Consider the following 24,419-nt stretch of genomic DNA (forward strand, 5'->3'; position numbering starts at 1 on the left):
CTAATAGGGGTAAAAAAATAAGGCTTAAAGCCTTATTTTTTATTATTAAGAAATAACAATTGTATCTTCTTCCATTGCAAATGGATTTTCTTTGTTGATGCGATCATAGAAAAGGTGACCATTTAGATGGTCGATTTCATGAGAAGCAACAATTGCAGGATAATCTTTTAGGCGGATAGTTTTTTCTTCACCATCAACTGTGTAATAACGAATTTTTAATTTATCCGGACGTGGCACGTATCCTTCAATATTTTTATCAACACTTAAGCAGCCCTCGCCTTCTGCAAGACAAGTTTTTCTAACTGATTCGGAAAGAATTTTAGGATTAACAAAGACTTCTTTAAAAATAATTTCGCCTTTATCATTTGGAACTAGTAAAGCAGCCATTTGTACGCCTTCACCAACTTGTGGGGCAGCTAATCCAACTCCAGCACGAAGTTGATGTTTTTCAGCTATTTTAGGATCTTGAGAATTAATTAAGTATTCCATCATATCATCAGCTAATTTTTTGTATTTATCAGATAATGGAAAGGTGAGAGGTTCAGCTACTTGACGTAAAACAGGTTTGCCATCACGTACAATATCATGCATTAAAATCAAAATAAAAACTCCTTTTCAACAACTTTATAATCTTAATTGAATAATTCATTATATTTACTATAGCAATTGCAAGCAAAGTCGGCAATAATCTTTCATTATGTGTTAGAATAAATATTATTAAAGATAAAGTGCTGGAAGTCAAATATTGCAAAGTTAAGGCATTGACCTTTATCTTTATTTTTGATAAAATCGAGAAACGAAACTATAGAATTAAAAGCTTCATCAAACTGCATTATTTATTTTTGCATAAAAGGGCTGTGACTGAAGTCACAGTTTTTTTATGAAGTTCGGGGAGGAATTTCTTTTGCAAACAAGAGACGATATTAGAAACATTGCCATTATCGCACACGTTGACCACGGTAAGACTACTTTAGTTAACCAATTATTAAAGCAATCTGATACTTTATCAGAACACATGAATTTGGAAGATCGTGCCATGGACTCTAATGATATCGAGCGTGAACGTGGTATTACTATTTTATCTAAGAACACTGCTGTTAAGTACGGCGATACTACTATCAACATTTTAGATACTCCAGGACACGCCGATTTCGGTGGTGAGGTAGAACGTATCATGCATATGGTTGACGGTTGTTTACTATTAGTTGACGCATATGAAGGTACTATGCCACAAACTCGTTTTGTGTTAAAGAAGGCTTTAGAAGCTGGTGTTAAGCCAATTGTTGTCATTAACAAAATTGACCGTCCAGGTGCTCGTCCAAAGGAAGTGCTGGACGAAGTTTTAGAACTTTTTATTGAGTTAGGTGCTAACGACGAACAACTTGATTTCCCAGTTGTATATGCGAGTGCTTTAAATGGTACTTCTTCATATGAGTCTGATCCAAGTAAGCAAGAAGAAACTATGGATCCTATATTTGATACTATCATCAAGAGTATTCCTGCACCAGTTGACAATGCAGATGAACCATTGCAATTCCAAATTACTATGCTTGATTGGGATGACTATGTAGGTCGTATCGGTGTTGGTAGAGTTTACCGTGGTACGGTTAAAGTTGGAGATAACATCACTGTTATGAAACGTGATGGTTCTACTCAAAACTTCCGTGTTACTAAGTTATTTGGTTACTTCGGTTTGAAGCGTAATGAAATTCAAGAAGCAAAGGCTGGAGATATTATTGCCATCAGTGGTATTAACGATATCTTTGTTGGTGAAACTATTGCTTCTGCAGAACAGCCAGAAGCATTACCAGTTCTTAAGATCGATCCACCAACTCTACAAATGGACTTTGTAGCTAATGATTCACCATTTGCTGGTCGTGAAGGAGATCAAGTAACTCCTAAGAAGTTAGAAGATCGTTTAATTCGTCAAACTCGTACTGATGTATCTTTAAAGGTTGAACCAACTGATCAAATTAATTCATGGACCGTATCAGGTCGTGGTGAATTACACTTATCTATTTTGGTTGAAGAATTGCGTCGTGAAGGTTTTGAATTACAACTTTCTCGTCCTAAGGTTATCTATCGTGAAATTGATGGACAATTATGTGAACCATTTGAGGCAGTACAAGTTGATACTCCAGATGAATATGTTGGGTCAGTTATTGATTCACTTTCTCAAAGAAAAGGTGAAATGAAAAATATGACACCAACTGGTAATGGACAAACTAGACTTGAATTCTTAGTACCATCAAGAGGTTTGATTGGTTATAACAATGAATTTATGTCTCAAACCGCTGGTTACGGTATTATGAATCATACTTTTGATTCATACCAACCAATTGTTAAAAACTGGGCTCCAGGTCGTAGAAATGGTGCTCTTGTGTCAATTAACCAGGGCCAATCAACTACTTATTCTCTTCAATCTGTTGAACAACGTGGTGTCCTATTTATTGGAGCCGGTGTGGAAGTTTACGAAGGTATGATTGTTGGTCAATCTTCTCGTGAACGAGACATTGCTGTTAATGTAACTAAGGGTAAGAACTTAACTAACACTCGTGCTTCTGGTAAGGATCATGCGGCTGCAATTAAGACTCCTAAGAAGATGACTCTAGAAGAAGCGATTGAATTCTTAAATGATGATGAATATTGTGAAGTAACACCAACTAGTGTTCGTTTACGTAAGAAGATTTTGAATACTAGTGAGCGTCAAAAGGCTGATAAGAAGCGTAAAAAAGCTTCAAACTAAGGCTTAAATTATAAAAAGTAGCTAAGATTGTCTTAGCTACTTTTTTTCTTCCCCTTAGTGAGTGATATAATAAATAAGATATTTATCAGAAGGAGAACTTGACGTGCGTAAAAAGTTTAAAAACTTAGATTATACAATTCTCATACCATATTTATTACTTTGTGCCTTAGGGATAGTTATGGTTTATTCTGCCAGTTCTGATATCTTATTAGTAAATGGATTTAAGGCGAATGTATATGCTATTAGACAAATGATTTATTTTATAGCTGCTATAGTATTTATGGGATTGCCTTTCTTATTAATAAGTATGAGGATTTTTAGAAGTAAAAAATTTATTTTAAGCTATCTAGCCATCTCATTTTTACTCTTACTTTTTTTAGTAGGATTAAAAATTATTACTCATGGTAAAGCAGCTATTAATGGGGCTGTAGGTTGGATAAATTTAGGTTTTATTAATATTCAACCAGTTGAAATTGCTAAGTTATCACTGGTTTTATACTTAGCACATATGCTCGCTCGAAGATATGGAAAATTAATTCCGGGTAAGATATGGAGTAATTTATCTGGTCCTACAGTTATTTCATTCTTAATGATTATGTTGGTTATTGTTGAACCGGATTTTGGTGGAGCAGCCATCTTATTTATGATTATTTTTGTGATGTATTTAGTATCTGGGATACCCACAAAAAGAGCTATTCAGTGGTTAGTAATTTTATTATCTTTAGTTTTAATTACATCGTTTTTAATGATTAATTTTGCCCCATCATTTATAAAAAATTCATATCAATTACAAAGATTTTTGGCTTTTGCACATCCCTTTGAATTAGAGAAAACTGGTGGTGCTCAGTTAGTTAATTCATATTATGCTATCCATAATGGTGGTTTATTTGGTGTTGGAATTGGTAACAGCATGCAAAAGCGTGGATATTTGCCTGAACCATATACTGATTTTATTCTTTCTATTATTTCAGAGGAAATAGGTGTACTTGGTGCTATCGCCGTACTTGGGCTGTTGTTCTTTTTAATGTGGCGTATTATGGAAGTTGGGGTAAAGGCTCAATCTCAATTTAATTCTTTGGTATGTTTTGGCGTGGCAACGATGATTTTTACCGAAACATTGTTCAATGTTGGAGCTGTCGTTGGTTTGTTGCCTATTACAGGGGTTACTTTACCGTTTATTTCTTATGGTGGTTCATCAATGATGGTATTAACAGCGGGTCTAGGACTAGTATTAAATATCTCAGCTATTGAAAAAATAAATAGAAAGAAATTAGCTGCAGGAGAGAATGTATAATGGGCTTAGTATTTCAAGAAAATGAAAATATTCCGTTACAAAAAAGAAGTGCATTAATTATCTGGATCAATAAAGCTAGTAATCAATATAAATTGCGACATTATGGTGATATTATTTATTTTTCTCGTAAAAATAACTATGTAATTTTGTATTGTGATACTCAGCAGGCAGATGAGATTGCTAGAGATTTAGACAAGAAAGATTTTGTTAAGAAGGTTAAGTTTTCTACACATGATAAGTTGGATTTTAGTCCAGAGCATGAAGAGAGAATGATGAATGAATTAAAAGAACGTGCGGAAAAATTACGTGAAGAACGGGAGGATTTACGAGTTTGAGAATTATAGCTGGAAAATACGCTAAACGAAATCTATACACTTTAAAAAGTAATGCAACACGACCAACCAGTGACAAAGTTAAAGGATCACTTTTTAATACAATGGGTCAGTTTTTTGATGGCGGCCAGGTATTAGATTTATATGCTGGGAGTGGTGCATTAGGAATTGAAGCAGTTTCTCGTGGTTATGATCAAGCTACTTTAGTTGATATCAGCGGACAAGCTTGCGACGTTATTAAAAAAAACGTTGAATTGACGAAAGAAATTGATAAGTTTGATGTTTTGCGTATGCGTGATACTCGAGCGCTAAAAGTTTTTCAAGAAAATAATAAAAAGTTTGATTTAGTATTTTTAGATCCACCATATGCAAAGGAAAAAATTGTAAAAATTATGCTCCTTTTACTGAAATATAATTTACTTAATCAGAATGCATGGGTGGTAGCAGAAACTGATGAGCATACTGAATTACCAGATGTAGATGGCTTTACTATAATTAAAGACCATCATTTGGGAAGAACTAAAGTTAAAATTTATGAAAGGAATTAAATATGGTTAAAGCCATCTTTCCAGGGAGCTTTGATCCAATTACTAATGGCCATTTAGAGACAGTAAAAATTGCTACTCAAATGTTTGAAAAAGTATATTTTGTAGTAATGACCAATACTAATAAAAAATACTTATTTTCTGAACATGAACGTTTAACACTGGCAAATGATGTTTTAAAAGATGACTCTAATGTAGAAGTTATTTCCGAACCAGCAGATTTGACCGTTAATGTTGCTCGTAAATTAGGGGCTAGTGCAATTGTACGTGGATTACGTAATGATGCAGATTTTAACTATGAAAGAGAAATTGCTGCAATAAATAAAACATTGGCTCCAGAATTAAATACGGTGTTACTTTTAACAAGCCCTGAAAATAGTTTTATTTCATCTAGTATGATTAAAGAAACTGCTGTGTTTGGGGGAGATATCTCAAAATTGGTGCCAGATGCAGTTGCGAAGGCTTTAAAAGAAAAAATGAAAGAAATAACTAATGAAGAAAAAGAATAATTCGAGATTACAAAAATGGTTGCTTGGTTTAGCAGCTTTTTTTGTAGTAATAGTAATCTGTTTGTGGCCGACTAATTATTATATTGAAGCGCCAGGAAGCGCAGATCAAATAAGCCAATATATTAAATCGCCAGCTAAGAAGGCTAATCGTAACTTTTACTTAGTCACAGTAAGTGAACGGCGAGCGGTAGTAATAGATTACTTGTTAAGTTTTTTTAATAAAAATGAAAGTCGTTACTCTAAAGATGAATTAATGGGTAATCAAACTAACGCTGCTTATAATCAAATGCAGCAGTATTATATGGAAAATAGTCAAAATAATGCTAAGTATTATGCTGCTAAAAAGGCTGGTATCTATCATAAACGAAAGTATTTAGGCGTTTATGTAATGGATATAATGACTAACTCAACTTTTAAAAATAAGCTTAAAATTGGAGATACAGTCACTAAAGTTAATGGCAACAAGTTTGAATCGACTAAGAAGTTAATTTCTTATATTCAAAAACAAAAAGTTAAAAGTAAAATTACTGTTGAAGTTTTACGAAATGGTAAATACTATACTTATAGTGGTAAAGTAGTTAGATTAAAATCAACCAAGAAAAATGGTATAGGAATTCAATTGGTGGATCATACCCAAGTTGTAACTAAACCAAAGATTAAAATTGACGTCGCTGGTATCGGTGGTCCATCAGCTGGATTAATGTTCACTCTTGAAATGTATCAGATTTTTACTAATAAAAATCTAAGTAATAATCAAAAAATTGCTGGTACGGGAACGATTGATGAAAATGGTAAAGTTGGAATGATTGGTGGAGTAGATAAAAAAGTTATAGCCGCAAGTAAACAGGGAATAAAAATTTTCTTTGCACCAACAGATCAACCTGCTGGTGTCAAAAAAAGTGAAACAAACTATGCCGAAGCGGTTAAAACTGCTAAGAGGATTCACACTAAAATGAAGATAGTACCTGTTGCTACTTTTGATGATGCATTGAGATATTTAGAAAATTTAAAATAAGAAAAAACACGATGATTAAAAAATATCATCGTGTTTTTACGTATAAAGAATGTGAGGTGATTAATATGGATTTTAAAAAATTAAAAGAATTTTTAATTGAGAAAAAATTATACATAGGCGTAGCTATTTTACTATGCATTGGTGGAGTTATGTATTTTCAAAACAAAACAGAAAGTAGGGTTGACAATTCAGACTTAGTAACTGAACAAGTTGATCAAAAATACGAAAGTCAAACTTCTAGTAGTGAAAAAAGTAGCACCGCTCATTCTCGTAGTATGCAACAATCTCAACAAGATACAGTAACATGTGATATTTCTGGGGCTGTAAAACATCCTGGTGTATATACCTTAAAAAATGGTGCAAGATTAAATGATTTATTATCAGCAGCTGGAGGAATAATTAAGCAGGCAAATTTGAAAAATATCAATCGAGCATTGTTGCTAAAAGATCAAGATCAAATATACGTCCCTCATAAGGGAGAAAAGGTTCCTGCTATTACAAGCTCATCGACTGGATCTTCAGTTGATTCACCTACTGCATCATCCTCATCAGCTACAAGTTCTTCTGAAGAAAAAGTAAATATTAATACTGCATCAGTTCAAGATTTACAAAAACTTTCTGGAATTGGAGAAAAGCGTGCTGAACAGATTATTAGTTATCGAGAACAAAATGGAAATTTTAAATCTATTGAAGATTTAACTAAGATATCTGGAATTGGGGAAAAAACTCTTGAAAAGCTTAAAGATCAATTGGAATTATAATTATGTTCAACCGGGTTTTATTTTTTTACTTGCTATTGCTTGTACAGTATTATCTTTTTTGCTTTTTCAAGCACAAGAATTTGGACATTACATAATTGGAATAACAATTTTTATTTATTTAGTAAGTTTACTTTTTTATAAATTTTCTAAATTGAGGCTAGAAATACTTGTAGTAATAGCTTTATTTGGACTTATTTCCTATCACCATAAAAATACAGTACTAAAAATCAATTTAAATATGCCATTAAAAATAAATTGTGATCAAGTAAAAATAAATAATTCTTTTTTATCAGGAGAAGCTACTTTAGGAAAACAAAAAGTATTACTTTCAATGAAGGCTGACAAAAGAATTGAAGATTTAATTCAAAATGGTAGAAGTTTTTATCTAATTAAAATAAAAACTGAGGCCGAGGAAATTGAAAGAGCTACTAACCCAGGCCAATTTGATTTTGCCAATTACTATAGGGGTCGGAGAATAAAGTACCGTTTGAAGATTAGTGAATATCAAGTATTTTTAAAAAAGCAGACTATTTTAGATAAGCTTCATTTTTGGCGATTTCAAATTCAAAAATATTTAAGGTCAATGCCGAAGTTAACTTCATTTTTAGCAAGTGAAATGATTTTGGCAGAAAATCCTGATCAAGAGAATAAAACAATTATAAATAATTATCGAGATTTAGGAGTTATTCATTTATTAAGTATTTCAGGATTACACGTATCATTGTACACAACTGCAATTGGGTTAATGGCTACTTATTGTAAGCGTACTCAAAAAGAGATTATTATATATTGTTTAATATTCTTAATATTAGAGATATTTCTTTCAAAATTTCAGCCTGGGTTTGTGAGGGCTAGTTTAAGTTATGCTTATGGTAAATTTTTTAATCAGAAAAAAATTCCGATTACTAATGCCGATAAATTAGGAATGGTAGGATTGACTCATTTATTTATTAATCCTACTTTATTTTTATCACCTGGAGCTATTTTAAGCTATTTATTAGTAACTGGATTAGAGTTAACAAAAAATACTTCGCGATTAAAGCAGGGGTTGCTTTTAAATTTACTAATTCTACCTCTGCTGTTACATTATTTCTATAAAGTAAATATTTTAACTCCATTTTTTAATTTCGTGATTGTACCGATTTTTAATTTTGTTTTATTACCATGTACCTTTTTTGCAGTAATTATTTTTCCATTTTTACCTAAAATAGTAGATGTGATTGAAGTTATTTTTCAAATTATTATGAATTTTATTGATTGGTTAGCTCAAACTGGCTTAGGAAAAATTATTTTTGGGCAAATAAATTGGTGGCAAACTTTATTAGGTATTGTGGTTACTTGTGTTTTTTTAATATATATAAAAAATAAGAAAATTAAGCGTTGGACATTTGGTATATTAGGCTTTTCTTATGTAATATTTTTTGTTTTAATTCATTTTCCTTTATACGGGCAAGTTTCGTTTATTGATGTGGGACAAGGGGATAGTATTTTAATTACAACACCCATAAATCGCAAAGTATATTTAATTGATACAGGTGGAAAATTGAAATTTGGAAATTATAAGCATAGTGAGCCACAACTTAACCAAATTACTATTCCTTTTTTACAAGCACAAGGAATAGAAAAAATTGATGGTGTCTTTTTGTCACATCAAGATGCTGATCATATTGGTGATTTAGCCCCGTTACTAGAACAAATTAAAGTAGATAAGTTATATTTTGCGGAGGGGTTAACAAATAATATTAGTTTTCAAAAACGAATTAAAGATAAAGTAAACTGTACAAAGTTAATACCTCTATTGGCAGGAGATAAAGTTAAAGCTTCAGGAATAACTTTTCATGTGGTATATCCATTTGAACGAGGATTAGGTAAAAATGAAGATTCATTATCCTTATTTTTTGAATTAGCTCATCAAAAATGGTTGATGACTGGTGACTTAGATCAAGCAGGTGAACAAAAAATTTTTGAACACTACCCTTCTTTAAAAGTTGATTATTTTAAGTTAGGACATCATGGGAGTAGAACATCTTCGAATATAGATTTTTTACATGCTATTGAACCTAAAATGGTATTTATTTCTTCTGGTCGCCAAAATAGATTTGGACATCCTCATATTGAAACTTTAACTACTTTAAAAAAGTTGCATCTTCCATATTTAAACACGCAAGATAGTGGTACAATAACTTGGACTTATTCCATTTTTGGCAATCAAAGGATTTATACTTTTTTAAAAAAGGAAAAATAATGACTCTTTTAAAGCTTTTTAAACAAACTCATCCTCAAACAAAAAATATCTTAATTGAGGGTGGGGATGCATTTTTTAATAATTATTTAGCACAAAATTATGCTCAGCAACTACAGTTTAAGGATTTTGAATTTATTACAGTAGATTGTAATGAAGACGGAATTGATGAATTAATAGCTACCTTGACAGAATCTTCATTGTTTGGTGAACGTAAGTTAGTAGTGGTAAAAAATCCTTTTTTTCTAACTCCGAAGGTTGCAGCTAAGTTTAAGAAAAAAATTAAACAGTTAGAAAAAATTATTGATCATTTAAATGAATTAGATGACATTATAATATTTGTTGCTAATTATGATAAATTAGATCGACGCAAAAAAATTACTAAGTGTCTTATTAATCAGGTTAATGTAATAAATACAGCACTAAAACCTTACGAAATAAGTGGGGTGATAAAGGCTATTTCGAAAGAAGAGGGTTTTCAATTCACTAATCGGGCTCTACAAATTTTATTGCAACGTAGTGATCAAGTATTAGACTCGGTTTTAAGTAATTATATTAAATTAAAAAATATTTGTGATACTGATCATCGTATTACTGAAACTTTAGTTGAGCAAAATATTGATCGGTCTTTATCAGAAAATATTTTTGAAATTTTATCGACGGCGTTTAAAGGAAATATTGCTCAAGCAATCCAACGCTTAAATGATCACTTACTTGAGGGAAATAACGTAGTACAATTAATAGCAATTTTTGAAAGTCAAATAGAATTTTTACTATGTGTAAAAACTCTGGAAAATAGAAAATGGAGTAAGGATCAAATTACAAAAGAATTAGGTGCTAATCCTTATCGGGTAAAATTTGCTATGCAAAATAGGGTATCGTTAAGCAAGCTTAAAAAATTGATGACGCAAATTATTGAGTTGGATTTTAACTATAAAATGGGAAATTATCATGGTGATGAATTTTTAAAATTATTTTTATTAAATATATAAGTAGCAAAAAAGACAAGAAACTAAACTGTTTCTTGTCTTTTTAGGTTAATATTTTGCTGAATTAGTTCTTTTTAGCAGCAGTTTTCTTAGCCATACGTGACTTGTCGCGATTAGCCTTGTTCTTAGAAATAAGGTGCTTACTTGCAGCCTTATCTAAAGCACGAGCAGCTTTAACTTCTAAATCGAGGACATCTTTTGCGTCAGCTTCAACAGCTTCGTTGAACTTTCTTACAGCGGTTCTCAATTTACTTAATTCGGAAGCATTACGCTTGTTAGCAACTGCATTGGTCTTAACACGCTTAATTGCTTGTTTAATTTGTGGCATCAAAATTCACCTCGATAAAATCAGATTTACCTGTTAATTATACTTAATAGAAGGTAAAGGTGCAAGTGAAATTACGCTTGCTTTTTCAAAAAAATCCAGGTAATATATATTCTTGTCAGAACCATTAACGCTGTTTCCTCGCTGCCGACGGTTAACGTTGTTAATGGCAATTTAAAGAAAGAAAGGTTTTTTTCGAATGGCTATTACAAAAGAAAAGAAAGATGAATTAATTAAGAAGTTTGCACGCCACGATGGCGATACTGGTTCACCAGAAGTACAAATTGCTTTGCTTACTGATGATATTAACAACTTGAACGCCCACTTAAAGGCTCACAAGCAAGACCACCACTCATACGTTGGTTTGCTTAAGAAGATTGGTCACCGTCGTAACTTACTTCGTTACTTAAAGAACAAGGATATTACTCGTTACCGTGAACTAATCAAGGAATTAGGTTTACGTCGTTAATATTATTACTTTTGCACACACTAAGTCAGTTCAGTTGAACTGGCTTTTTTTGTTTATTTCAAATGTTTTACGTAATATGATAAAATTAATTAGATAAACTTCCGTTTTGATCATTCTGATCCTAATAAAAATGAATATTTAATTTAGAAAGAAGAAAATTTATGTCACAAAAAATAAAATTAATGATTTTGAGCGGAGTACGTGAAAATGGAAAGAATATGTACGCCGTTCAAGTTGATGATGAAATTTTTATCATGGATGCCGGATTAAAGTATCCTGATAGTTCCTTGCTTGGAATCGATGTAGTTATTCCTGATTTAGAGTTCTTTAAAGAATATGGTGATCGTATTGCAGGTATTTTTTTAACGCATGGTCATGCTGATTCTATTGGTGCATTGCCATATATTCTGCGCGATTATGATATTCCAGTATTTGGTTCAAAGTTAACTATTGAATTAGCTAAAATTGCCGTTCAACGTGAAAATAAGCACCGTAAAAATAATTTATTTCATGTAATTGATGCTGATACAGAAATTGACTTTAAAAATGCGACAGTATCATTTTTCCCTACTACTCACTCAGTTCCTGATTCTTTGGGAATTGATATTTCTACTCAAGAAGGAGAAATTGTTTATACTGGTGATTTTAAATTTGATCCTTCAGCTAAAGAGGGTTATCAGACTGACTTTGTGAGGTTATCTGAGATTTCAAAAAAGGGTGTATTAGCTTTATTAGCAGATTCGACTAATGCTGAGGCAGTATTTCCGAATGATCAACAAACATCCATTGAAAAGTACATTTTAGAAACCTTTCAAAATCATGATGGGCGAATTATTGTTGCCTCGAAAGCATCTAATATTAATCGTGTGCAAGAAATTTTTACAGCTGCTCATAAAACTGGTCGTAAAGTATTCTTAACTGGTCGTGATGTAGGTAAAATTGTTTACACCGCTATGAAATTAGGATATTTAGATGTTCCTAAAAATTTATTAGTTCATGGTAAGGATTTGAAGAAGATACCTGCTAATGAATTAGTAATTCTAGAAACTGGTAGAATGGGTGAACCTCTTAAATCACTCCAAAAAATGTCAACTAACCGTCATCGTATGGTTAAAATTAAAAAAGGTGACTTAGTCTTTATAGCTACAACTCCATCGCACTCTGTTGAAACAATGGTTGCTCAAACTAGTGATATGATTTATCGTGCTGGAGGCACGGTTAAGCAATTAGGAATTGATCGTCATACTAGCGGTCATGCAACAGGTCGAGATTTACAGCTTTTAATAGATACTTTGAAGCCTAAATTTTTAGTACCGGTAATTGGCGAATATCGTCTTCTTGAGATACAAGAAAATTTAGCAATTCAGGCTGGCATGAATCGTCATGATATTTTTATCACCAAAAATGGTGATACATTGTCTTTAGAAAAGGGGCGCTTTTATTTAAGTGACCCAGTTCCAGGCGAAGATATTATGATTGATGGATCTGGTGTGGGAGACGTTGGTAATATTGTTTTGCGTGATCGTGAAGTATTATCTGACGACGGTATTTTTATTGCGGCTGTTACAATTGACCGTAAAAAGAAAAAAATTGTTGCTAAACCTTTAGTTTCTACACGGGGCTTTGTATATATCAAGGCTAACCATGCTTTAATGGATGGATCAGTAGAGGTCATCAAAGAGGCCATTAATAATAATTTTGAAAATAAACGCTTTGATTGGACTGAGTTAAAGCAAGATGTTCGCAATGCTGTTGAAAAATACTTATATAAAGAAACAGGTCGGCGGCCAGTAGTTTTGCCAGTAGTAATGGAAGTAAATCAAAATAGACATCGTGCTATGGTAAAAAGAAATGCTGCTAAAGAAAATACTGCGCAAACAAAAGACCAGCATAACAAAAAGAAACCGTCAAATAGAAAAGACGCTAATAAGATGAGTGCAAAGAAGGCCAATGCTTAATGGTGAATAAGAGTCAACGTAATTTGTTGAATTTGGCTGAACAAGCGGTAGAAAATGAAAAATTAGATGAAGCTGTTCAACATTTACTAGAAGCTTTGAGATTGGGACACACTACCGAGATTGTTTATAAATTATGCGAACTTTTTTTGAAGCAGAACAAACCGTATAAGGCCTATACTTTAATTAAAGAAGAACCAGATTTATTTTCAGATAAAAAAATTTATGATTTATATTTAAAAATTTTAAAAGATTTAAATTTCAATATTGAAGCTCTAGAGCTAAGTTATTTAAGTAATCAAAAAATAGATTTAGCTATTTCTCCGATTAGTGAACAAAAGCAACAAGAATTAATGCGAAATTTTAAAACTTTAAAATCGGTTAGTGAAAATGATTATTTAAAGTTATATCAGCTTAGTAAGCCTAACTTTATTCAGCTATCCCAAAGTTTATTAATTGATCCAACATTGGGATTTGCATTACGGTTGTCTTTATGTGAAGATTTAATAAAATTGGGGTATGATAATAGTGTAATAGTTTCAGTTATGGGTGAAAATAAGACATTCATTCCCAAAGAAACTATGCTTTTACAAAAAGATCCAATTTATCGGGAATGTTGTATAAGTTTAGCAGACTATTTGAGACGTGAACCTAGCAAATTACCGATAATGGTTGGCGAACTTAATGTTTGCCTGGGGATGCTTTATCCTAAGCTTCATGATTATATTTCTGATCCAGACCAGTTTACCCATGATTTTCGACGATATCTTGAGAGTAAGCAAGGTGGCGTAAATCAAAAATTACTCAATAAAATTTATGAATATTTAGCTTATGAAAAAGCGATAAATTAATAGTTTTAATCAAGTTTTGAGTAAAAAAGGTTTACTTTTTTGGCGTATTTAGTATAATCAATAAAGGATATTTTCAAAGGGGTACAGGCTATGCATTTGCCTTTGAAAGTAGTATAATAATCAACAGAGAATTATCCGTTACTTACTCAACGGACTTCTTGCAAATATTTACAGGAGGGTCATTTTAAATGGCAGAAAAAGAACATTACGAAAGAACTAAGCCGCACGTTAACATTGGTACTATCGGCCACGTTGACCATGGTAAGACCACTTTAACTGCAGCTATCACTACTGTTTTGGCAGAAGATGGTTTAGCACAAGCTGAAGATTACTCACAAATCGATGCAGCTCCAGAAGAAAAAGAACGTGGTATCACTATCAACACTGCCCACGTTGAATACGAAACTCCAAACCGTCACTACGCACACATGGATGCTCCAGGACACGCAGACTACATCAAGAACATGATTACTGGTGCTGCTCAAATGGATGGTGCTATCTTAGTTGTTGCTGCAACTGATGGTCCTATGCCACAAACTCGTGAACACATCTTGCTTGCTCGTCAAGTTGGTGTTGAATACATCGTTGTATTCTTAAACAAGGTTGACTTAGTTGACGATCCAGAATTGATCGACTTAGTTGAAATGGAAGTTCGTGACTTGTTATCTGAATACGATTACCCTGGTGATGATGTACCAGTTATCCGTGGTTCAGCTTTGAAGGCACTTGAAGGTGACAAGGAACAACAAGACGTTATCAGAAAGTTAATGGAAACTGTTGACGAATACATTCCAACTCCAGAACGTGATACTGATAAGCCATTCTTAATGCCAGTTGAAGACGTATTTACTATCACTGGTCGTGGTACTGTTGCTTCTGGTCGTATCGACCGTGGTACTGTTAAAGTTGGTGACGAAGTTGAAATCGTTGGTTTAACTGATAAAGTTGAAAAGTCAACTGTTACTGGTTTGGAAATGTTCCACAAGACTCTTGACTTGGGTGAAGCCGGCGATAACGTTGGTGTATTGCTTCGTGGTATCGATCGTGACCAAGTTGAACGTGGTCAAGTTTTAGCTGCACCTGGTTCAATTCAAACCCACAAGAACTTCAAGGGTCAAGTATATATCTTGAACAAAGATGAAGGTGGTCGTCACACTCCATTCTTCTCAGATTACCGTCCACAATTCTACTTCCACACTACTGACGTAACTGGTAAGATTGAATTGCCAGAAGGTACTGAAATGGTTATGCCTGGTGATAATGTTGAATTCACTGTTGAATTGATTAAGCCAGTTGCCATTGAAAAGGGTACTAAGTTTACTATCCGTGAAGGTGGTAAAACTGTTGGTGCTGGTCAAGTAACTGAAATTCTTGACTAATCCTTATTTGGATTAAAAAAGACATGTTGTATGACATGTCTTTTTTTATTTGTATTTATTTTTGGAAATTTTTATAAAAATTTACTGTAAATTTGTGTTTTGGCGGCGTTTAAGGTAAGATAGTTGAGTGTGCAAGAGCAACCCAAATTTGACATCGGAGGTATATTAATGTCTGCAAAATGGAAAAAGACCGGAAAAACAACCGGCGAATTAACTTTTGAAATTTCACAAGATCAAGTAAAAAAAGCTTTAGACCAAGCTTTTAAACGTGTAAAGAAGAATTTACGTGTTCCTGGATTCCGTAAGGGTCATGTGTCACGTATTATTTTTGATCAATACTATGGTGAAGAAGCCCTTTATGAAGATGCATTAAACATTGTTTTACCAGAAGCTTATAGTGCAGCTGTTAAGGAAACTGGTATTGATCCAGTTGGTCAACCACAAATTGTTCCTGAATCCATGGATGCAGGTAAAGATTGGGTTATGAAAGCTACTGTTAGCGTTAAGCCTGAAGTTAAATTAGGTGATTACAAGGGCGTTGAAGTTCCTAAACAAAGTACTCGTGTCTTAGTAAAGGACGTTGATGCTGAATTAGACAAACGTCGCCAACAAAACGCTGAGTTAGTTTTGAAGGACAGTAAGTCTGCTAAGGGTGATACTGTAACCATTGATTACAAGGGTACTATTGATGATAAGCCATTTGATGGTGGTAGTGCACAAAACTACTCCTTAGAATTAGGTTCTGGTACTTTCATTCCTGGTTTTGAAGACCAACTTATTGGTCACAAGGCTGGCGATGATGTTGACGTTGTTGTAACCTTCCCAAAAGATTACGGTGCTGAAGATTTAGCTGGTAAGGAAGCTCACTTTGCTACTAAGATTCACGAAGTTAAGTCAAAGGAATTACCTAAGCTAGATGATGAATTCGCTAAGGATGTTGATGATACTGTTGAATCACTTGACGAATTAAAGGATAAGATTAAGAAAGACTTGAAGAAGCAAAAGGAAGACAGCGCTAAGGACGCAATTCAAGATGCTGCTATTCGCGGTGCAGTTGCAAACGCTGAAATTGAAGAAATTCCAGATGCAATGATTCAAGATGACATTAATACTCAAATGAATCAATACTTAGGTAATATGCAACGTCAAGGTATTGATCCACAAACTTACTTCAAATTAACTGGTACTACTGAAGCTCAATTGCGTGAACAATTAGCTAAAGATGCAGCTGAACGTGTTAAGACTAACCTTGTTTTGGAAGCTATCGTTGCTGCAGAAAAACTTGATGCAACTGAAGAAGAAATTGAACAAGAAATTAAGGATTTAGCACATGACTATAACATGGATGAAAAAGTTGTACGTCGTACTTTAACTGATGATATGCTTAAGCATGATATAGCTGTAAGAAAGGCAATTGATTTAGTTACTGATAAAGCTAAGCAAGTTCCTAAGAAGAGAAAGACTTCAACTAAAAAGGCTTCAACTAAGAAAGAAGATAAATAATTAATTCTTCGAAGAATCGAAGTTAAATAAAAGGGCGGCTCAATAGTCGCCCTTTTATAATGAAAAATTAAAGCTTGAAGTCTATTTTTTTACCTTATTGTGAAAAAATGATAAACTATCTTTTAGTTAGTTGAGTAAGAAAGGGGTCATATAATTTGACTAATGATGTCACTCAACCGGAAGAAGTAAGATGTTCTTTTTGCGGTAAATCACAATCACAAGTAAGAAAAATTGTAGCGGGAAATGGAGTATATATTTGTAATGAATGTATTGAAGTTTCTCAAAAAATTATTGATGATGAATTACGTGCGGATTCTTTAAAAGAAACTAAAGCTCTTCCTAAGCCAATGGAAATTAAGGAAAAATTGGATGAATATGTAATTGGGCAAGACCGGGCTAAGCGTGTGTTATCAGTTGCTGTTTATAATCACTATAAACGAATTAGCCAAATGGATATCGATGATGGAACTGAATTACAAAAGTCTAATATTGCTTTAATTGGACCTACTGGATCTGGTAAAACATATCTTGCGCAGACTTTGGCACGTATTTTAAATGTACCATTTGCAATTGCTGATGCAACCACTTTAACCGAAGCGGGTTATGTTGGTGAAGATGTAGAAAATATTTTGCTTAAATTGTTGCAAAATGCAGATTACGACCTTGAACGTGCTCAAAGAGGGATTATCTATATTGATGAAATTGATAAAATTTCAAAGAAGGCAGAGAATGTCTCAATTACACGTGATGTATCAGGTGAAGGTGTTCAACAATCACTTTTAAAAATCTTAGAAGGTACTATTGCATCAGTTCCTCCACAAGGTGGGAGAAAACATCCGCAACAACAAATGATTAGAATGGATACTTCTAATATTTTATTTATTGTTGGTGGGGCCTTTGATGGTATTGAAAATATAGTTAAGAATCGCTTGGGTAAAAAGACTATTGGTTTTGGTGCTGAAAATGAAATGAATCAAGTTGATTCTAGTGAATGGCAAAAATATCTCACTACTGGAGATTTAGTTAAATTTGGATTAATTCCTGAATTTATTGGACGTATTCCTATTATCTCTACTTTGGATAAACTTGATTCAGAATCTTTGATAAGAATTTTGACTGAACCAAAAAATGCATTGATTAAGCAATATAAGCGTTTGATGGGCTTGGATGGTGTTAATTTAGAATTCACTGAAGATGCTTTAGAAGCTATTGCAGATTTAGCTTTAAGTCGTCATATGGGAGCAAGGGGCTTACGATCAATTATCGAAAATTCAATGATGGATATCATGTATAAGGCTCCTAGTGATGATACAATTGATACAGTAATCATTACTAAAGATGTAATCCTTGATCACGCGGAACCCAAAGTTACCTATAAAAAAGATCTTGAAGAACAGGCGGCAAAATAATGAAAGTTACAGATAGTGAATTTATTATTAGCGCAGTTTCTGAGAAGCAGTATCCAGATGATGATTTACCAGAGTTTGCATTAGCTGGTCGCTCGAATGTAGGTAAATCAAGCTTAATTAATACTATTGTTAATCGTAGAAAGCTTGCTAGAACTTCACAACAGCCTGGTAAAACACAAACTTTGAATTTTTATAAAGTAAACAATGAACTTTATTTGGTTGATGTTCCAGGTTATGGCTATGCTAAAGTTTCTAAAAAGCAACGTGAAAAATTTGGTGAAATGATTCAAGATTATCTTGAATTACGCGCAGATCTTAAAGGATTAGTTCTTTTAGTGGATGCTCGTCATGATCCGACTAAAGATGATATTAGCATGTTTGAGTATGCTCAATATTTAGATATTCCAATCTTAGTTGTTGCAACTAAGATGGATAAGCTTAAAAAGATGGAAGCAAGTCAAATTAAACAAAAAATTGGTAAGAGCTTAGATTTAGAAAAAGAAAATGTCTCATTTTTACCATTTTCTAGTGTAGATAAACTTAATGTAGATAAATTCTGGGAGTGGGTAGAAACTCACGAAAAGGATTAGCAGAAAAATACTGTTTAACTTTAGATTTATTCATCTAAGATTATGCAGTATTTTTTTGTTTGCTCTTAAGAAATATAATAAAACCAAGTATAATTAAAAATAGGTAGAAAAGAGGGAGTATATGACGCAAGTATGGCCGATATTTTTAGGCTTACTAATTATTTTAGGTATTATTACCTTGTTTAAGGATAAAAATCATTTTTATTTTATAAAAGCCCTAATTTTATTTGCGGGTTTATTAATTATGAGTACAATAAATTTTCTGATTTTCTTTGTATTAGCATTTTTATTTATTCATACAGATAAGAGTTTGCAGTTAGGAAATTTATTTATTTTATTAGGAATTTTAGTAGTTATTTCGGGAATTTTGCTTTATTGGGGATTGAAGGCCTTTAATCACTTTTTCCCACTTTCCACAACTACTTTAACATTGATTGAATATTATATTCAGTGGACTTTAATTTATGTTACAGTCTATCAAGCAATTTTTTCCAATATTAAGAAGATAACCAAGGTGGCGCACTATATTACTGTGGGAAATTTTTTAGATCCAAATTTGTTTGTGGTGATAGTCCTGCCTTCATTTATATCTGCTTGGATTGGATTAATTTTATTAAAAAAACATATTCATGCAATTTAGGGGCGAGTAAATTAAATGTTAAGAAAATTAAATAGTTGGGTTATCAAAGTAATTGCTGTAGTTGGTGTACTGATTGCCGGTTTATTAACTATTAACGGAACAGTTACTATGTCCTCTTCTACATCTGGTCTAGTAAATTCGGTTTTAAATAAAGCTGCTGCACAGTCGGGAAATAGTAATGTTGAAACTGGTGTACAATTATTTCAAGCACTTGGTTTAGATAATGCTGTCTTAAACCAATTACCAAAGAAAATTGAAATAAAGACTTCCTTGAGTAGTTTTAATGATACTACAAAATCTTTTCAACAAACGGGGCAGATTGAGACTAGTGACTTAGGGTTAAAAAATAATACTGACCAAGAAAAAACGATTAATGATTTATTGATAAAGTTAATTAATAATCAATTAGCCCAGAATAAAAAACAAATAAGTCAATATGCTCAATACTATCGAATGGCTTATTATGCTATTTTACTGCTGTATATTGTTACTATTATTCTAATTTTAACTAATAGTCGTGGAGCCATTATTCCCTTGCTAATTGCATCTGTAGGTTCCTATGAGTTACTACAATCTGGTTCTATACAAGCAATGGATATTTTGCACCAATCAATTTATTCTGGCATCAAAATCACTTTAGGTGGAGAATTTATAACTAGTATAACTATTGCAATTATTATTTCTATTTTATGGTTATTTTTAGCAAAAATTGGTAAAAAGAAAAAGACTAAGATTCAACCATCATCTAAGAAGAAATATAAGCATGCTGCCTAAGGGTAACTAATTATAGATAGAAAGTTTAGAGGTAAATAATGACTAAAAATATTATTTTTGTCTGTCATGGAAATATTTGTCGGTCGCCAATGGCAGAATTTATTATGAAGGATATTGTAAATAAGGCTGCTAAGGGAGACCAATATAAAATTGACTCTGCTGCTGCAACTCAGGATGCAATTGGGCATAATATTGATTCTCGTGCACAACGTGTCCTTAATGAGCATAATATTCCTTTTTCTAATCACTTTGCTCGGCAACTTACCCGTGAAGATTATCAAAAATATGATTATTTAATTGCGCTAGATGAAGAAAACTTTTTTGATATTAATCGTATTTGTGGTGGGGATTTAGAACATAAGGAATATAAGTTACTTAATTTTGCTGGATCTTATGATGATGTAGATGATCCATGGTATACTGGTGATTTTGAGAAAGCATATCAAGATATTTATCGAGGATGCCAAGCATTATTTGAAAAGATTGAAAAACAGTAGGTTTAATTGATTTAAAAAAGCATCCCAGTAAAGGGATGCTTTTTTATTGTATGTATATAGATTGTTTTCCTTGCTGATTATAGCTCGCCTCTAGATTATTCCAGCTAATTTTTTTGTTTTTTGTGCCAAAGGGATCGTTAACATATACAAGTTTCTTTTTCTTATTATAACCAGTGATTACACAAGCATGTGAAGAAGGAGTTACGTTAACTTTACCTTCATTTGTCTGCCAAGTCTGCATATCAGATACTTTATTAAATTTAGTAGTTGTAATAATTAAAACCGGATGCCCCTTTGAAACTAATTTCATTACTTGTAAGAAGCTATGTCCTGTATAATTTCTAACTTTCTTAGTATATTTTCTAGCGACATTGTATAATGGTTTGTTATAAACACACCAGCCAGCATTAGCAATATTCATATATCCTACAAAACCTTCATTAGGATTACCACGATATTTTCCATTATTAGTAAATGAATCAACATGTGCAATTTCACTAGCAAGTTTGTCCTTATTGGTCTTATAACCATAATAATTAAGAAGCATAGAAAGAGACGTGACTTCACAGCCATTTGGAAGGTCAGGGTATTGATTTTCGAGTGGAACATTTAATTCTTGCTGTGGTCTTAAAGTTAACCAATCCCAGTTACTTGCTAATTTTTGAATACTAAAGAATGCTAAGATAATAAAAATTAATAATATTAATAAACTTTCAATCAGATGTTTTTTTAAAAATTGTTTTTTATTTTCCATAGTTAATATTTAACCATATTTTTGTATAATTGAGAAAAAACATAAATTGGAGAATGATTATGAGTAGAAAAAAGATACTTTTATTATCTACTGGTGGTACAATTGCTTCAGTAGTTTCTGAGGATGGTTTAGTTCCTAAACAATCAGGGGAAGAATTAATTCAGTTACTTGGTGATTTACCTTATGATATTGATGTAAAAGATATTTTACAGTTAGATTCATCAAATATTCAACCAGAGGAATGGCAAATTATTGCTAAAAATATTTATAAATATCGCAATGACTATGATGGAATTGTGTTATCTCATGGAACCGATACAATGGCTTACACAGCTTCAATGTTGTCTTTTATGATTCAAGATTTGAATTTACCAGTAGTTTTAACTGGGAGTCAGGTTCCTATCAATGTTATGTGGAGTGATGCACCAGATAATTTACGTTTAGCTTTAGCAGCTTCAATTCGTTGTAAGCCAGGTGTTTATTTAGCTTTTGATAGAAAAGTAATGCTTGGCTGTCGAAGTGTGAAGGTACGGACTATTAATTTTAATGCTTTTGAAAGTGTAAATGTTCCACCTGTTGCAACCGTAACCTCTGATGGGCTAGTTTTTAATAAAGATTTATCATATATTCCGCAAAGTAATTTAGCATGTAAATTAAATACAGATATTAATACTAACGTTTCGTTGGTTAAATTATTTCCTGGTTTTGATACTAAGTTGTTATTTGCATTAGCTGATAGTGGATGTAAGGGTATTGTAATTGAGGCTTATGGTTTAGGAGGTATGACAAATATTAGAAGGAACATGGTTGCAGCGGTAGGAGAATTGATCAAGCGTGGTATTCCCGTAATTGCTAGCAGTCAATGTCTATATGAAAGAAGTGATTTGACAAAGTATGAAGTAGGACGGAGAGCCTTACTTGAAGGTGCTATTAGTGCCCGTGATATGACTTCAGAAAGTGCAATTACTAAGTTAATGTGGGGGTTAGGTCAGGGGATGGATATTCGTCAAATTACTAAATTTTTTGATACTAATATTGTTGGTGAAGTTACTTTAGAATAAAAACAGGATTCCAGTTGGAATCCTGTTTTTATTAATTTTTTGTTGTTTTTTTATCAATTTTAGTATGAATTAAGAATAAAATTTTTCTAGCAATTGGTTGAGCAATTAATGTTTCAATTACTAAAGCTATCCCAAAATTTCGTGGCCAAATGATGAAAAATTTATGTAGAGTTTCTACAGGTAAGTGTTTTTGACCAATCCAGCTACCAAGAATAGTCATTAAAGCAGAAATAATAATTACATTACAGAGAATATTAATAGTAATTTGAGTATTAAAACTATCATTTTTATCGGTAATTTTTTCTTGCAAATAAGTTGCTGGTTTTTCTGCAATTAAAACGGTGATAACTACTGCCACCCAAATAAAAGGTAAGACTGGTAACACACTTAAGTAATTATTCCAGCTGAAGCCTATCTCACACATAGAAATAATAGGACCGATAATATTAACCGAGATTAAAGATACGATTAGCATAAAAAGTAATTTTTCTTTTAAATTTCGGGGTAATTTCATATAAAAATCCATAAGGTATATCTTTCTCCTTAATTTTTAGCAAACAAAAATGGCTCAGCAAAATATGGGTGTTTTGCTGAACCATTATACGCGAAAACTTTTAATAATTAGTATATCAAGTCTAACATATATTTATAACAATTTCATGCGATTTTAGTTAACTTTTTTAAATAAAAGTTGTATAAATTTTTGAGCTGCTGGTGAAAGATATGTATTCTTTTTCCATGCTGCAATATGTCCTGCTTGAGTGAAGGGCTTGAAAGGAATAAAAGTTAAATCGTGAGTATTGTAGATATCTAATATCCCTTTAATACTTATCATTGAAAAAATTCCATCTTTTACTAGCAATAGAGTATTTCCTGCTAAGTTATGAGTTGATCGTAAGTCTAATTTGTTAGCATCGAGTTTTAATACATCAATTAATTCATTACGCACAATATTACGTTTAGAAATAGCAAGTGGTATGCGGTAAAGATCATCGGCAGTAACATAATCTTTTTTAGCGAGGTAACTGTTGGTTTTAACGATTAATCCCCACTGGTCTTTAATAGAAAGTTGAAGATGATGATATTTAGCCGTTTCAATTGGTTCAATGAGAATAATTAAATCTAAGAAACCTTGATCAAGTTTTTCTTTTAAATCATTTCCATTACCAGTATAAATATCAAATTTTACATTGAGATATTTTTCTTGCATCTTTTTTACCATTTTCATGGCAAAGTAAGATACTGAGCTTTCAACACATCCTAGTCGAATTGTTCCAGATAAATCATTAGTTTGATTTTGTAATTCAGATTGAGTTTGTGACATAAAATTAAGAATCATCTGTGCGCGTTGTTGAAATAAGGCACCAGCTTTGGTTAGAATTAACCGATGGTTAGTGCGATCAAAAAGATCAACGCCTATTTCTTTTTCTAATTCATTTATTTGACGAGATAAGGTGGGTTGGGTAATGTGAAGTTGTTCGGCGGCTTTAGTAACGTTGCCTAAGTTTGCCACAGTAATAAAATATTTGAGTACTCGAGTTTCCATAAAAATACCTCTACTTATACAAGTTAAGCATTAAAAATAAATTGATATAAGTATTTTACATTAAATTAGTTCGTCAGCACAATTATGGAACTAAAGTGATCGTGTGGTAAGCTTATAGATATACTACAGAATAGAGGAAAAATAAAAAGTAGAAAGAAAATGTTGGTAAAAAATATTGTAACAGTAAGATATTAGTGTGGTTGTACAGTATCTGTACTATGGCTTTTTATTTA

The 24,419-nt window shown here is 32.4% G+C and carries 25 protein-coding genes; 20 read left to right on the plus strand and 5 right to left on the minus strand.

The genetic code is table 11. The features are described from left to right. Window positions 1-45: 45 nt before the first annotated feature. Window positions 46-600, minus strand: a complete 555-nt coding sequence (gene def / locus HDR40_RS05805; RefSeq protein ID WP_290627446.1) for a peptide deformylase — start codon at window positions 598-600, stop codon at window positions 46-48. Between the two features lie 280 nt (window positions 601-880). On the opposite strand from def, the gene typA reads away from it, so the two are divergent. The 9 genes from typA (at window position 881) to holA (ending at window position 10,436) form a co-directional block, all read left to right on the plus strand. Next, entirely contained in the window at window positions 881-2,746 is a 1,866-nt protein-coding gene (gene typA, locus HDR40_RS05810; protein ID WP_290627448.1) for a translational GTPase TypA, read from the plus strand. Window positions 2,747-2,849: 103 nt separating this feature from the next. Beyond that, a complete protein-coding gene (locus HDR40_RS05815) occupies window positions 2,850-4,040 on the plus strand; it encodes an FtsW/RodA/SpoVE family cell cycle protein (protein ID WP_290627450.1) in 1,191 nt (396 codons plus the stop codon). Further along, window positions 4,040-4,375, plus strand: coding sequence for a DUF2129 domain-containing protein (locus HDR40_RS05820; protein WP_290627452.1), 336 nt, complete (start codon window positions 4,040-4,042; stop codon window positions 4,373-4,375). The genes HDR40_RS05815 and HDR40_RS05820 overlap by 1 nt, the downstream gene beginning before the upstream one ends. Continuing rightward, the gene (gene rsmD / locus HDR40_RS05825; RefSeq protein WP_290627454.1) at window positions 4,372-4,920 is read left to right on the plus strand and encodes a 16S rRNA (guanine(966)-N(2))-methyltransferase RsmD; all 549 of its coding nucleotides are present in this window, start codon (window positions 4,372-4,374) and stop codon (window positions 4,918-4,920) included. The genes HDR40_RS05820 and rsmD overlap by 4 nt, the downstream gene beginning before the upstream one ends. Before the next feature lie 2 nt (window positions 4,921-4,922). Then, window positions 4,923-5,426, plus strand: coding sequence for a pantetheine-phosphate adenylyltransferase (gene coaD, locus HDR40_RS05830; RefSeq protein ID WP_290627456.1), 504 nt, complete (start codon window positions 4,923-4,925; stop codon window positions 5,424-5,426). Then, entirely contained in the window at window positions 5,410-6,441 is a 1,032-nt protein-coding gene (locus HDR40_RS05835) for a SepM family pheromone-processing serine protease (protein ID WP_290627458.1), read from the plus strand. The genes coaD and HDR40_RS05835 overlap by 17 nt, the downstream gene beginning before the upstream one ends. 65 nt (window positions 6,442-6,506) lie before the next feature. Then, window positions 6,507-7,202: a helix-hairpin-helix domain-containing protein gene (locus HDR40_RS05840; RefSeq protein WP_290627460.1), complete on the plus strand. Its 696-nt coding sequence runs from the start codon at window positions 6,507-6,509 to the stop codon at window positions 7,200-7,202. Window positions 7,203-7,440: 238 nt separating this feature from the next. Next, entirely contained in the window at window positions 7,441-9,447 is a 2,007-nt protein-coding gene (locus tag HDR40_RS05845) for a DNA internalization-related competence protein ComEC/Rec2 (protein WP_290627462.1), read from the plus strand. Beyond that, window positions 9,447-10,436, plus strand: a complete 990-nt coding sequence (gene holA / locus HDR40_RS05850) for a DNA polymerase III subunit delta (RefSeq protein ID WP_290627464.1) — start codon at window positions 9,447-9,449, stop codon at window positions 10,434-10,436. The genes HDR40_RS05845 and holA overlap by 1 nt, the downstream gene beginning before the upstream one ends. A gap of 61 nt (window positions 10,437-10,497) precedes the next feature. On the opposite strand, the gene rpsT is transcribed toward holA, so the two are convergent. Next, entirely contained in the window at window positions 10,498-10,761 is a 264-nt protein-coding gene (gene rpsT / locus HDR40_RS05855) for a 30S ribosomal protein S20 (RefSeq protein WP_290627466.1), read from the minus strand. A gap of 196 nt (window positions 10,762-10,957) precedes the next feature. Between rpsT and rpsO the strand changes: the two genes are divergently transcribed. The 10 genes from rpsO (at window position 10,958) to HDR40_RS05905 (ending at window position 20,825) form a co-directional block, all read left to right on the plus strand. Then, complete coding sequence (gene rpsO / locus HDR40_RS05860) at window positions 10,958-11,227, plus strand: 30S ribosomal protein S15 (protein WP_209686512.1); 270 nt, start codon at window positions 10,958-10,960, stop codon at window positions 11,225-11,227. Window positions 11,228-11,388: 161 nt separating this feature from the next. Beyond that, window positions 11,389-13,185 carry a ribonuclease J gene (locus tag HDR40_RS05865; protein WP_290627470.1) on the plus strand — a complete coding sequence of 599 codons (1,797 nt, stop codon included), beginning with the start codon at window positions 11,389-11,391 and terminating at the stop codon, window positions 13,183-13,185. Then, window positions 13,185-14,033: a hypothetical protein gene (locus HDR40_RS05870; RefSeq protein WP_290627472.1), complete on the plus strand. Its 849-nt coding sequence runs from the start codon at window positions 13,185-13,187 to the stop codon at window positions 14,031-14,033. The genes HDR40_RS05865 and HDR40_RS05870 overlap by 1 nt, the downstream gene beginning before the upstream one ends. A gap of 188 nt (window positions 14,034-14,221) precedes the next feature. Continuing rightward, window positions 14,222-15,412, plus strand: coding sequence for an elongation factor Tu (tuf, locus tag HDR40_RS05875; RefSeq protein WP_290627475.1), 1,191 nt, complete (start codon window positions 14,222-14,224; stop codon window positions 15,410-15,412). 168 nt (window positions 15,413-15,580) lie between these two features. After that, window positions 15,581-16,915: a trigger factor gene (gene tig, locus HDR40_RS05880; RefSeq protein WP_290627477.1), complete on the plus strand. Its 1,335-nt coding sequence runs from the start codon at window positions 15,581-15,583 to the stop codon at window positions 16,913-16,915. 155 nt (window positions 16,916-17,070) lie between these two features. After that, entirely contained in the window at window positions 17,071-18,324 is a 1,254-nt protein-coding gene (clpX, locus tag HDR40_RS05885) for an ATP-dependent Clp protease ATP-binding subunit ClpX (protein WP_290627479.1), read from the plus strand. Then, window positions 18,324-18,914: a ribosome biogenesis GTP-binding protein YihA/YsxC gene (gene yihA, locus HDR40_RS05890; RefSeq protein ID WP_290627481.1), complete on the plus strand. Its 591-nt coding sequence runs from the start codon at window positions 18,324-18,326 to the stop codon at window positions 18,912-18,914. Before clpX ends, yihA begins: the two co-directional genes overlap by 1 nt. Window positions 18,915-19,035: 121 nt before the next feature. Then, window positions 19,036-19,554: a hypothetical protein gene (locus tag HDR40_RS05895; RefSeq protein WP_290627483.1), complete on the plus strand. Its 519-nt coding sequence runs from the start codon at window positions 19,036-19,038 to the stop codon at window positions 19,552-19,554. A 15-nt stretch (window positions 19,555-19,569) separates the two neighbouring features. Further along, window positions 19,570-20,328: a hypothetical protein gene (locus HDR40_RS05900; RefSeq protein WP_290627485.1), complete on the plus strand. Its 759-nt coding sequence runs from the start codon at window positions 19,570-19,572 to the stop codon at window positions 20,326-20,328. A gap of 38 nt (window positions 20,329-20,366) precedes the next feature. Then, a complete protein-coding gene (locus tag HDR40_RS05905; RefSeq protein ID WP_290627486.1) occupies window positions 20,367-20,825 on the plus strand; it encodes a low molecular weight protein-tyrosine-phosphatase in 459 nt (152 codons plus the stop codon). A 43-nt stretch (window positions 20,826-20,868) separates the two neighbouring features. Here the strand turns inward: HDR40_RS05905 and HDR40_RS05910 are convergent, their stop codons facing one another. Further along, the gene (locus tag HDR40_RS05910) at window positions 20,869-21,579 is read right to left on the minus strand and encodes a C39 family peptidase (protein ID WP_290627488.1); all 711 of its coding nucleotides are present in this window, start codon (window positions 21,577-21,579) and stop codon (window positions 20,869-20,871) included. Window positions 21,580-21,638: 59 nt separating this feature from the next. Here HDR40_RS05910 and HDR40_RS05915 point away from each other — a divergent pair, with 59 nt between their 5' ends. Beyond that, the gene (locus tag HDR40_RS05915; RefSeq protein WP_290627490.1) at window positions 21,639-22,640 is read left to right on the plus strand and encodes an asparaginase; all 1,002 of its coding nucleotides are present in this window, start codon (window positions 21,639-21,641) and stop codon (window positions 22,638-22,640) included. 31 nt (window positions 22,641-22,671) lie between these two features. On the opposite strand, the gene HDR40_RS05920 is transcribed toward HDR40_RS05915, so the two are convergent. Further along, window positions 22,672-23,154, minus strand: coding sequence for a hypothetical protein (locus HDR40_RS05920; protein ID WP_290627492.1), 483 nt, complete (start codon window positions 23,152-23,154; stop codon window positions 22,672-22,674). 153 nt (window positions 23,155-23,307) lie between these two features. Beyond that, on the minus strand, window positions 23,308-24,186 hold the full coding sequence (locus HDR40_RS05925; protein ID WP_290627494.1) for a LysR family transcriptional regulator: 879 nt from the start codon (window positions 24,184-24,186) through the stop codon (window positions 23,308-23,310). Window positions 24,187-24,419 lie beyond the last annotated feature (233 nt).

The sequence above is a fragment of the Lactobacillus sp. genome, assembly GCF_014803895.1.

Excerpts from the sequence above, each read along its gene's own strand:
- typA (WP_290627448.1), top strand. The coding sequence starts at position 881 with ATGAAGTTCGGGGAGGAATTTCTTTTGCAAACAAGAGACGATATTAGA.
- HDR40_RS05820 (WP_290627452.1), top strand. The coding sequence starts at position 4,040 with ATGGGCTTAGTATTTCAAGAAAATGAAAATATTCCGTTACAAAAAAGA.
- coaD (WP_290627456.1), top strand. The coding sequence starts at position 4,923 with ATGGTTAAAGCCATCTTTCCAGGGAGCTTTGATCCAATTACTAATGGC.
- HDR40_RS05835 (WP_290627458.1), top strand. The coding sequence starts at position 5,410 with ATGAAGAAAAAGAATAATTCGAGATTACAAAAATGGTTGCTTGGTTTA.
- HDR40_RS05840 (WP_290627460.1), top strand. The coding sequence starts at position 6,507 with ATGGATTTTAAAAAATTAAAAGAATTTTTAATTGAGAAAAAATTATAC.
- HDR40_RS05845 (WP_290627462.1), top strand. The coding sequence starts at position 7,441 with ATGCCATTAAAAATAAATTGTGATCAAGTAAAAATAAATAATTCTTTT.
- holA (WP_290627464.1), top strand. The coding sequence starts at position 9,447 with ATGACTCTTTTAAAGCTTTTTAAACAAACTCATCCTCAAACAAAAAAT.
- rpsT (WP_290627466.1), bottom strand. The coding sequence starts at position 10,761 with ATGCCACAAATTAAACAAGCAATTAAGCGTGTTAAGACCAATGCAGTT.
- rpsO (WP_209686512.1), top strand. The coding sequence starts at position 10,958 with ATGGCTATTACAAAAGAAAAGAAAGATGAATTAATTAAGAAGTTTGCA.
- HDR40_RS05865 (WP_290627470.1), top strand. The coding sequence starts at position 11,389 with ATGTCACAAAAAATAAAATTAATGATTTTGAGCGGAGTACGTGAAAAT.
- HDR40_RS05870 (WP_290627472.1), top strand. The coding sequence starts at position 13,185 with ATGGTGAATAAGAGTCAACGTAATTTGTTGAATTTGGCTGAACAAGCG.
- tuf (WP_290627475.1), top strand. The coding sequence starts at position 14,222 with ATGGCAGAAAAAGAACATTACGAAAGAACTAAGCCGCACGTTAACATT.
- tig (WP_290627477.1), top strand. The coding sequence starts at position 15,581 with ATGTCTGCAAAATGGAAAAAGACCGGAAAAACAACCGGCGAATTAACT.
- yihA (WP_290627481.1), top strand. The coding sequence starts at position 18,324 with ATGAAAGTTACAGATAGTGAATTTATTATTAGCGCAGTTTCTGAGAAG.
- HDR40_RS05895 (WP_290627483.1), top strand. The coding sequence starts at position 19,036 with ATGACGCAAGTATGGCCGATATTTTTAGGCTTACTAATTATTTTAGGT.
- HDR40_RS05900 (WP_290627485.1), top strand. The coding sequence starts at position 19,570 with ATGTTAAGAAAATTAAATAGTTGGGTTATCAAAGTAATTGCTGTAGTT.
- HDR40_RS05905 (WP_290627486.1), top strand. The coding sequence starts at position 20,367 with ATGACTAAAAATATTATTTTTGTCTGTCATGGAAATATTTGTCGGTCG.
- HDR40_RS05910 (WP_290627488.1), bottom strand. The coding sequence starts at position 21,579 with ATGGAAAATAAAAAACAATTTTTAAAAAAACATCTGATTGAAAGTTTA.
- HDR40_RS05915 (WP_290627490.1), top strand. The coding sequence starts at position 21,639 with ATGAGTAGAAAAAAGATACTTTTATTATCTACTGGTGGTACAATTGCT.
- HDR40_RS05920 (WP_290627492.1), bottom strand. The coding sequence starts at position 23,154 with ATGAAATTACCCCGAAATTTAAAAGAAAAATTACTTTTTATGCTAATC.
- HDR40_RS05925 (WP_290627494.1), bottom strand. The coding sequence starts at position 24,186 with ATGGAAACTCGAGTACTCAAATATTTTATTACTGTGGCAAACTTAGGC.